Origin of the sequence: Mycobacterium sp. 4D054 (assembly GCF_052245755.1) — a bacterium.
Lineage (GTDB): Bacteria > Actinomycetota > Actinomycetes > Mycobacteriales > Mycobacteriaceae > Mycobacterium.
The window spans coordinates 1-8,978 of sequence record NZ_JBQQCF010000087.1 but is presented as its reverse complement, the minus strand read 5'-3'; the positions used below and the strand labels follow the sequence as shown (position 1 = coordinate 8,978).

General features: G+C 67.3%; 7 protein-coding genes and 1 pseudogene. 6 read left to right on the top strand and 2 right to left on the bottom strand.

What is annotated here, in order from left to right; all coding sequences use genetic code 11:
• A partial coding sequence (locus ACTWP6_RS29170) for an aldehyde dehydrogenase family protein (RefSeq protein WP_443189501.1) occupies nt 1-217 on the top strand: 217 nt, incomplete at its 5' end.
• 117 nt (nt 218-334) lie between these two features.
• Entirely contained in the window at nt 335-1,183 is an 849-nt protein-coding gene (locus ACTWP6_RS29165) for a sugar phosphate isomerase/epimerase family protein (RefSeq protein ID WP_443189500.1), read from the top strand.
• An 88-nt stretch (nt 1,184-1,271) separates the two neighbouring features.
• On the opposite strand, the gene ACTWP6_RS29160 is transcribed toward ACTWP6_RS29165, so the two are convergent.
• Nucleotides 1,272-2,210: a LysR family transcriptional regulator gene (locus tag ACTWP6_RS29160; RefSeq protein WP_260754289.1), complete on the bottom strand. Its 939-nt coding sequence runs from the start codon at nt 2,208-2,210 to the stop codon at nt 1,272-1,274.
• A 128-nt stretch (nt 2,211-2,338) separates the two neighbouring features.
• On the opposite strand from ACTWP6_RS29160, the gene ACTWP6_RS29155 reads away from it, so the two are divergent.
• From ACTWP6_RS29155 to ACTWP6_RS29145, 3 genes are all read left to right on the top strand, one after another.
• Complete coding sequence (locus ACTWP6_RS29155) at nt 2,339-4,651, top strand: FdhF/YdeP family oxidoreductase (protein ID WP_443189499.1); 2,313 nt, start codon at nt 2,339-2,341, stop codon at nt 4,649-4,651.
• Nucleotides 4,652-5,530, top strand: coding sequence for a formate dehydrogenase accessory sulfurtransferase FdhD (gene fdhD, locus ACTWP6_RS29150; RefSeq protein ID WP_260754291.1), 879 nt, complete (start codon nt 4,652-4,654; stop codon nt 5,528-5,530).
• A gap of 78 nt (nt 5,531-5,608) precedes the next feature.
• Complete coding sequence (locus ACTWP6_RS29145; protein WP_443189498.1) at nt 5,609-6,919, top strand: glycosyltransferase; 1,311 nt, start codon at nt 5,609-5,611, stop codon at nt 6,917-6,919.
• Nucleotides 6,920-7,012: 93 nt separating this feature from the next.
• Here the strand turns inward: ACTWP6_RS29145 and clpX are convergent, their stop codons facing one another.
• Entirely contained in the window at nt 7,013-8,293 is a 1,281-nt protein-coding gene (gene clpX, locus ACTWP6_RS29140) for an ATP-dependent Clp protease ATP-binding subunit ClpX (protein ID WP_443189497.1), read from the bottom strand.
• A 307-nt stretch (nt 8,294-8,600) separates the two neighbouring features.
• Here clpX and ACTWP6_RS29135 point away from each other — a divergent pair.
• Nucleotides 8,601-8,786: pseudogene (locus ACTWP6_RS29135) on the top strand (homocysteine S-methyltransferase family protein); the annotation flags it as partial.
• Nucleotides 8,787-8,978: the final 192 nt, after the last annotated feature.

Sequence of the window (8,978 nt, the reverse complement as noted above, 5' to 3'; positions counted from 1 at the left end):
CCAAAACGAGGTCGAGGTCGGCATGGTCGGCATCAACGTGCCCATCCCCGTTCCCATGGCCTACTACAGCTTCGGCGGCTGGAAAGCCTCCCTGTTCGGCGACAGCCACGCCCACGGCACCGACGGCGTCCAATTCTTCACCCGCCAAAAAGCCATCACCACCCGCTGGCTCGACCCCAGCCACGGCGGCATCAACCTCGGATTCCCCACCAACTAAGACCACCCCCACAGTCCGCGAGCGTGCGTGTCTGCGACCGACACGCCGCCCGCAGACCCAACTTCACGCACCCTCGCCAGGGGTGAGCGGGGTGCGGAGAGGCACGGTGACAGAGAGGTGGAAGTGCCAGAGCTGGTGGCGACCGCATGGACGAGTGCAGGCAACACGTCGCCGATGCACAGCCCGGCGACGAGCCCGATTCCGATCACCAAACGCGTCCGGGCAATCGCCGATGCCGGGTACAGCGGCTTCGGACTGATCGCCGATGACCTCCTCGCGGTCCGGGAGTCGATCGGTTTCGCGGCGTTGCGCGACATGATCGCCGATCATGGTCTTTCCCATGTGGAGATCGAGCTGATCGAGCGGTGGTGGGTTGGTCGTGGCCTGCCCGGGCACACGTATCAGATCCGCGACCTGCTGTTCGAGGCCGCCGATGCCCTCAACCCGGCATTCATCAAGATCGGCTCGGAGAACGGTCCCGCCGCCGCGGCGCTGGAACCGTTCGTCGTCCCGCTGCGGCAACTCGCCGACGACGCGGCGCGGCTCGGCACCCGAATCGCGATCGAACCGATGCCGTTCTCCCTGATCGCGTCTCTGCCCAGAGGCGCCGAACTTGTCAGAGCGGCGGACCATCCCGATGTCGGTCTGATCGTCGACGCCTGGCATGTGTTCCGCGCCGGCACCTCGCTTGCCGAGTTGGACGCCGCGCTCACCGGCGAGAGGGTGTTCGGCGTGGAACTCGACGACGCCCACGCGCAGGTGGTCGGCACACTCTTCGACGACACCGTTGAACGCCGGCAGCTGTGCGGCGAGGGATCGTTCGACCTCGTCGGTCTGGTGAAGGTTCTGCGCGACAAGGGTTTCGACGGTCCCTGGGGTGTCGAGATCTTGTCCGCGTCGTTTCGGCAACTGCCGTTGGCCGATGCGCTGAGATCAGCCGCCGAGACCGCGCTCAAGGTCCTTTAGACAGCCACCGTCACCCACGCGCCGGCGGCAAATGGCACCAACCCCGACGAGCGGGCGCGCCACCGGGCACACCTGAACTGCGGCAGGACTACGGGCCGCCACCCGAACGCATCGCATCCCTCTCCATGCCGGTTAGGCGCGAGCCCAGGTCGATGTCGGTCGCCACCCCGACGAGGGCCGTCGCGACGAGCGGCGCCGGCTCTCGGTCGAGCACCACCAGCCCGATCGCTGGACCGGGGCTGTGCACGACCATCGGCCGCGCCGCGAATCCCTGCGGCACCCCCAACTGCGACAGCCACGCGGCCGAGGCGATGGTGGCGCGCCGCGAGTGCGTCAGATGCGCGAAGAGCGCGTCGACCGAGTCGGCTTCCACCGCGGGACGATAGCGGACGCCTTCGGCGGCCATGTTGGCGTCGAGGATGCGACGGTTGCGCATCGTGGTGGTCAACGCGCACAGCTGCCGTGTGGACGCGTCCGCCCAGCTCACCTCGGCGCCGGCCATCAGTGGATCGTCGGCCGGGGCCACCAACACATACCGCTCCCGGTACATCTCGACCGACCGCGTGCCCGGCGGCGCCTCGTCGTCGAGATAGGTCAATCCGGCGTCGATCTCGAAATCGGCGAGCCGGCGTGCGATCTCGCGCGACGACAATGCCTCGATGCGCACCGAGGCCGCCGGATTGCGGGCCAAAAACTCCGCGGTGATGAACGGACTGGCCGGCACCGCCGTCGGGATCGCCCCGAGCCGCGCCGTGACGGTCAACCGGCCGCGCATCCGTTCGAGGTCGGCGAGCATTTCGTCGCGCTCGGCGACGATCCGCTGGGCCCAGCTGACCACCCGGCGTCCTTCTTCGGTGAAGCCCTCGAAGCGGTGTCCGCGCTGGACGATGACGACGCCCAGGTCACGTTCCAATCGACGGATCGCCACCGACAGGGTCGGCTGACTCACATGACAGCGCGCAGCCGCCCGCCCGAAGTGACGCTCGGCCGCCAGCGCCAGGAGGTACTCCAGGTGTTGCAACAGCACCGCGCTCCCCTTCCGGGACCCGCCAAACGGCAGAACGATAGACAGCGTCTATCACCGCATGTGAAATACCAAATGACAACCCTTCCGCACCGGCCGAGGTCCGGTGGTCCGGCGTCTAGATTGGGACCATGGCCCCCGCGAAAGACGTCGACGCCGACTACGACGAGCTGGATGTGCAGGTCAGCGAGCGCAAACGCGAGGCCGCCGGCGTCAAGGCCGTGATGGTCAGCATGCAGCGCGCGCTGCAGCAGATGGGCCCCGTCCGCACGGCCGCCGCGCTGATCAGACTCAACCAGCGGCACGGGTTCGACTGCCCCGGTTGCGCGTGGCCCGAGGAGCCCGGTGGGCGCAAGTTCGCCGAATTCTGCGAGAACGGCGCCAAGGCCGTCGCCGAGGAAGCCACCAAGCGCGTGGTCACCCCCGAGTTCTTCGCCCGCCACACCATCGCCGAACTCGACGCCAAGCCCGAGTATTGGCTGTCCCAGCAGGGCCGGCTGACCCACCCGATGGTGCTGCGGCCGGGTGACGACCGATACCGGCCCATCGAGTGGGAAGCGGCGTACCGGTTGATCGCCGACGAGCTCGGCGCCCTCGACGACCCGAACCAGGCCGTCTTCTACACCTCCGGACGCACCAGCAACGAGGCCGCGTTCCTCTACCAGTTGTTCGTGCGCAGCTTCGGCACCAACAACCTGCCGGACTGTTCGAACATGTGCCACGAGTCCTCGGGGACCGCGCTCGTCGACGCGATCGGCATCGGCAAGGGATCGGTCACCGTCGAAGACCTGGTGCAGGCCGACCTCATCGTGATCGCCGGCCAGAACCCCGGTACCAACCATCCGCGGATGCTGTCGGTGCTGGAGAAGGCAAAGGCCAACGGCGCGAAGGTCATCGCGGTCAACCCCCTGCCCGAAGCCGGCCTAATCCGGTTCAAGGACCCGCAGAAGGTGCACGGCGTGGTCGGCGACGGGGTGCCGATCGCCGACGAATTCGTACAGATCCGCCTCGGCGGCGACATGGCGTTGTTCGCCGGTCTGGGCCGGCTGCTGTTGGAGGCTCAGGACAAGGCCGGTCCTGGAGTGCAGATCGTGGACCGCGATTTCGTCGCGGCACACACCGCGGGGTTCGCCGACTACGAGGCGCGCACCCGTGCCATCGATCTCGACACCGTACTCGAGGCGACCGGTATCGACCGCGCGCAACTCGACCGCGTCGCGGCGATGATGGCGACGTCGCGACGCATCGTGGTGTGCTGGGCGATGGGCCTGACTCAGCACAGGCATGCGGTCCCGTCGATCAGCGAGATCTGCAACCTTCTGTTGATGCGCGGCATGATCGGCAAGCCCGGCGCCGGTCTGTGCCCCGTGCGCGGCCACTCCAACGTCCAGGGTGACCGCACGATGGGGATCTGGGAGAAGGTGCCCGAGCGGTTCCTGGCCGCCCTCGACGACCGGTTCGGCATCGCCAGCCCGCGCGACCACGGCTATGACACCGTCGACGCGATCCGCGCGATGCGCGACGGCAAAGCCACGGTGTTCATGGCCATGGGAGGCAATTTTGTCTCCGCCACCCCGGACACCCCGGTCACCGAGGCCGCGTTGCGCAACTGCTCGCTGACGGTCCAGGTGTCGACGAAACTCAACCGCAGCCACCTTGTCCACGGCCGCACCGCGCTCATCCTGCCGTCGCTGGGACGCACCGACCGCGATGTACAGGCGACCGGCAAACAGCTTGTGTCGGTAGAGGATTCGATGTCGATGGTGCACTTGTCACGCGGCAGCCTGCCCCCGCCCGGCGATCAGGTGCGCAGCGAGGTCGCGATCATCTGCCAATTGGCCCGCACGGTGTTCGGCCCCGGCCACCCCGTGCCCTGGGAGACGTTCAACGCCGACTACGACACCATCCGGGACGCGATCGCGGAGGTGGTCCCCGGATGCGAGGACTACAACCGCAAGGTGCGTGCTCCCGACGGGTTCCAGCTGCCGCATCCGCCGCGAGATTCCCGCGAATTTCACACTGCGACAGGAAAAGCCAACTTCGCGGCATATCCGCTCGAGTGGGTGCCGGTGCCCGACGGCCGACTGGTGCTGCAGACGCTGCGCAGCCACGACCAGTACAACACCACCATCTACGGGCTCGACGACCGCTACCGGGGCGTCAAGGGCGGCCGGCGGGTGGTGTTCGTCAACCCCGCCGACCTGGACAGGTTCGGGCTGTCCGACGGCGACCGCGTCGACCTGATCTCCGAATTCCCCGCTGCCGACGGTCAGGTGCAGGAGCGATGCGCGAAGGACTTCCGCGTCATCGCGTACCCGACGCCGGAGGGCAACGCCGCCGCCTACTACCCGGAGACGAATCCGCTTGTGCCGCTGGACCATACCGCCGCAAAGTCGAACACGCCGGTGTCCAAGGCCGTTGTGATCAGGATGGAGCGCAGCTGAATGGGCCGGGTGACCGCGCGCCGCCGGGTGCATCACGTGACGACCGAGGACGCCGTCGCGCGACCGGACACCCTGGTCGTCGAGGAACCGTTGGAGATTCGGGTCGACGGCAAGCCGATCACCGTCACGATGCGCACCCCGGGCTCGGACGTCGAACTGGCACAGGGTTTCCTGCTCACCGAGGGCATCGTGCGGGGCCGCGAGGACATCATGTCGGTGCGCTACTGCAGGGGCGCGACCGCCCCCGCCCCCGTCCCCGAATCGCTTCGCTCCAGCCTGCCGGACGACGGTTCGGGGCTTTCGCAGAACACCTACAACGTCCTGGATGTGACGCTGGCCGACGGTGTCCCGCCGCCTGATGTGGATCCCACGCGGAACTTCTACACGACGTCGTCGTGTGGGGTCTGCGGCAAGGCATCGCTGGACGCCGTGCGGTTGATCAGCAGACACGCCCCCGGCGACGACCCGGCGACGGTCACCGCCGAAACGCTGTCGGCGATGCCCGACAAGCTGCGCGGGGAACAGAAGGTGTTCGCCGCCACCGGAGGACTGCACGGTGCGGCGCTCTTCGGCACCGACGGTTCCCTACTCGTGGTCCGTGAGGACATCGGCCGGCACAACGCCGTCGACAAGGTGGTGGGGTGGGCACTGGAGAACCGGCGGATCCCGCTCGGCGACACCGTACTGCTGGTCAGCGGCCGCGCGTCGTTCGAATTGACCCAGAAAGCGGTGATGGCCGGCATTCCGGTGCTCGCCGCGGTGTCGGCCCCGTCGTCGCTGGCGGTCGATCTGGCCGCCCAATCGGGTGTCACGCTGGTGGCCTTCCTGCGCGGTGATTCGATGAACGTCTACACCCGCCCCGACCGCGTGCTCAGCTGAGCGGCCTTTGCGCGATCTCCACGATTTCTCCACACAGGCTCCAAGCACACGTGTCGGGTCGGCGGCGAGCATCGACACATGTCGCAGATCCTCATCGCATCCTGCCCGCCGGTCGGACACATCTCGCCGCTGCTGAACGTCGCACGCGGACTCGCCGCCCGCGGTGACCGCGTCTCCGTGCTGACCAGCTCCCGCCATGCCGACAAGATCCGAGCTGTCGGCGCGGATCCCGTGCCGCTGCCCTACGCCGCCGACTACGACGATTCTTCGTTCGACGCCGACCTGCCGGGACGCGCGCAGACGTCCGGCTTGGCACGGCTCAACTTCGACATCGAGCACATCTTCGTGCGGCCTATGCCCGTTCAGTTCGGAGCGCTCAAAGAACTGTCGGCGAGCCACCACTACGACGCCGTCATCGCCGACGCGTTGTTTCTCGGTGTGCTGCCACTGCTCCTCGGCGATCGCGGCGCCCGCCCGCCGATCCTGTCCTACTCCACCACACCGCTGTTTTTGACTAGCCGCGACACCGCACCGGCGGGGCCGGGGATAGCGCCGATGCGCGGCGTGGTCGGCAGGCTGCGCAACTGCGCCCTGACACTGGCCACGCAACGGGCCGGATTGCGCCCGGCGCACCGGGCCGCCGAACGGATGCTCGCCGCGATGGGCGTACCGAAGCTGCCGGTGTTCGTCTTGGACTCCGCCGTACTGGCCGACCGGGTGATCGTCCCGACCATCCCCGAATTCGAGTACCGGCGCAGCGATCTTCCCCCGCATGTCCGATTCGTCGGCGCTGTCAGTCCACCGCCTGCCGACGACTTCGTCGCGCCGCCCTGGTGGCATGAGCTCGACAGCAGCAGGCCCGTCGTGCATGTCACCCAGGGCACGGTCGACAATGCCGACCTGCGCCGACTGGTCGAACCGACCATCGAGGCGCTGGCCGCGGAGAACGTCACCCTCGTCGTCACCACCGGCGGCCGCCCGCTCTCCGAGATCCGAACATCGTTGCCCGCCAACACTTTCGCCGCCGAATACCTACCCCATGAGGTCCTGCTGCCCCGAGTCGACGTCATGGTCACCAACGGCGGTTACGGCGCCGTGCAACGCGCACTGGCCGCCGGAGTGCCCATGGTCGTCGCCGGCCGGACCGAGGACAAGCCCGAGGTGGCGGCCCGGGTACGGCACTTCGGCGTCGGGGTCGATCTGCGGACCGCCACACCGACTTCGCACACCGTCCGCCGTGCCGTGCGGCAGGTGCTCCACGATGCGGCCTATCGCGCCCAAGCTCGTCGGCTGCAGTGCGCATATGCGGGCCGCGACAGCATCGCCACCATCGCCGCGCTGGTCGACGAGGTGGTCGCCGAGTGGGCACCACCTCTGCAGTCGACCTAGGCGGAGGGGGCGGCGCACCCCACGTGGTGAAAATGCGTTGAGGGCCGTCAGTCGCGATGACTGACGGCCCTCAACGCAATCTCAACAGGGACTCTAGGCGGACTTGTCGCGACGTTCGGTCCGCGACGGCTTGCGCGGCACGATGGTCGGTAGCACGTTGTGCTCGACGGTCTCCCTGGTCACGACCACCTTGGCGACGTCGTCGCGGCTCGGGATGTCGTACATCACCGGCAGCAGGACTTCCTCCATGATGGCCCGCAGACCGCGCGCGCCGGTGCCCCGATGGATGGCCTGATCGGCAATGGCCTCCAGCGCCTCTTCGTCGAACTCCAGCTCCACCCCGTCCATCTCGAACAGCCGGGTGTACTGCTTGACCAACGCGTTCTTCGGCTGGGACAGGATCTGCACGAGCGATTCCTTGTCCAGATTGGTCACCGACGCCACGACAGGGAGCCGGCCGATGAACTCGGGGATCAGCCCGAACTTGATCAGATCCTCGGGCATCACCTCGGCGAAGTGATCCTGGGTGTCGATCTCGGCCTTGGAGTGCACCTCGGCGCCGAAGCCGAGTCCGCGCTTGCCGACGCGATCGGAGACGATCTTCTCCAACCCTGCGAACGCACCGGCGACGATGAACAACACGTTGGTGGTGTCGATCTGGATGAACTCCTGGTGCGGGTGCTTGCGGCCGCCCTGCGGGGGCACCGAGGCCTGCGTGCCCTCCAGGATCTTCAGCAGCGCCTGCTGAACGCCTTCACCGGAGACGTCGCGGGTGATCGACGGGTTCTCACTCTTGCGGGCGATCTTGTCGACCTCGTCGATGTAGATGATCCCGGTCTCGGCGCGCTTGACGTCGTAATCGGCGGCCTGGATCAGCTTGAGGAGAATGTTCTCGACGTCCTCGCCGACGTAGCCGGCTTCGGTCAGCGCGGTCGCGTCGGCGATGGCGAACGGGACGTTGAGCATTTTGGCCAGCGTCTGGGCCAGGTAGGTCTTGCCGCAGCCGGTGGGGCCGAGCATCAGGATGTTGGACTTGGCCAGCTCGACGGGCTCGGAACGCGAATCGCGCGACTTCTCTCCGGCCTGGATGCGCTTGTAGTGGTTGTAGACGGCCACGGCCAGGGTGCGCTTGGCGGTGTCCTGACCGATGACGTAACCCTCGAGGAACTCCCGTATCTCGGCCGGCTTCGGCAACTCGTCGAGTTTGACATCGTCGGCGTCGGCGAGCTCCTCTTCGATGATCTCGTTGCACAGATCGATGCACTCGTCGCAGATGTACACACCCGGTCCCGCGATGAGCTTCTTCACCTGCTTCTGGCTCTTGCCGCAGAACGAGCACTTCAGCAGGTCGCCGCCATCTCCAATGCGTGCCATAGTGCTGGGGTCCTACTTCCTGTCGCCGTCGATATCCAGTCGTTTCGGTGCGGGGCACCGGGACCGCTTGTGTAGCCCCGACTTGTGTAGCCCCGACGCTACCCGCTGTTTCCGCCGCTGTGCGACCGATAAAGCCGAATAGCGTCGGTGGTATTCACGTGTAGTTGCGTCAACATATCGCCTGACCCGCCCGCGATGGTCGCGTAACGCACCACCGTGTCTCTGGCGTGTCGCCGCCGTTACCCGACCGAGAGTACCTGCCTGGCCAGGGTGTAACCGGTCGACCTCTTGACCTGCGTCATCGGACGTGCGGTGGCGGGGTGGGAATCCTCGGCGCGACCGGACGGTGCTGGTCAGCGACGGCGGGCCGGCCACCGAACTCGAAGCGCGCGGCCACGACCTGTCGCACGGTCTGCGGTCGGCGCGGTTGCTGGTGGACGCGCCCGAGGAGATCGTCGCGGTGCCTGCGGCGTATTTCGCCGCGCCCGCGACGCACACGGTGCGGCTGCTGCCGGGTCGGCCCGGCGGAGATCAGCCGGATTGCCGGCGAGCTGAGCGCCTAGGAGTCTGCTGAATTAATCCGGCGTGGTGGCGGGGTTTGTGGCTGGGTTCTCGAGATGATTAATGGATGCAGGGGCATTCTGAGGATCAGCGTGAGCTGTTGGATGCGGAGTCGGTTGCCGGG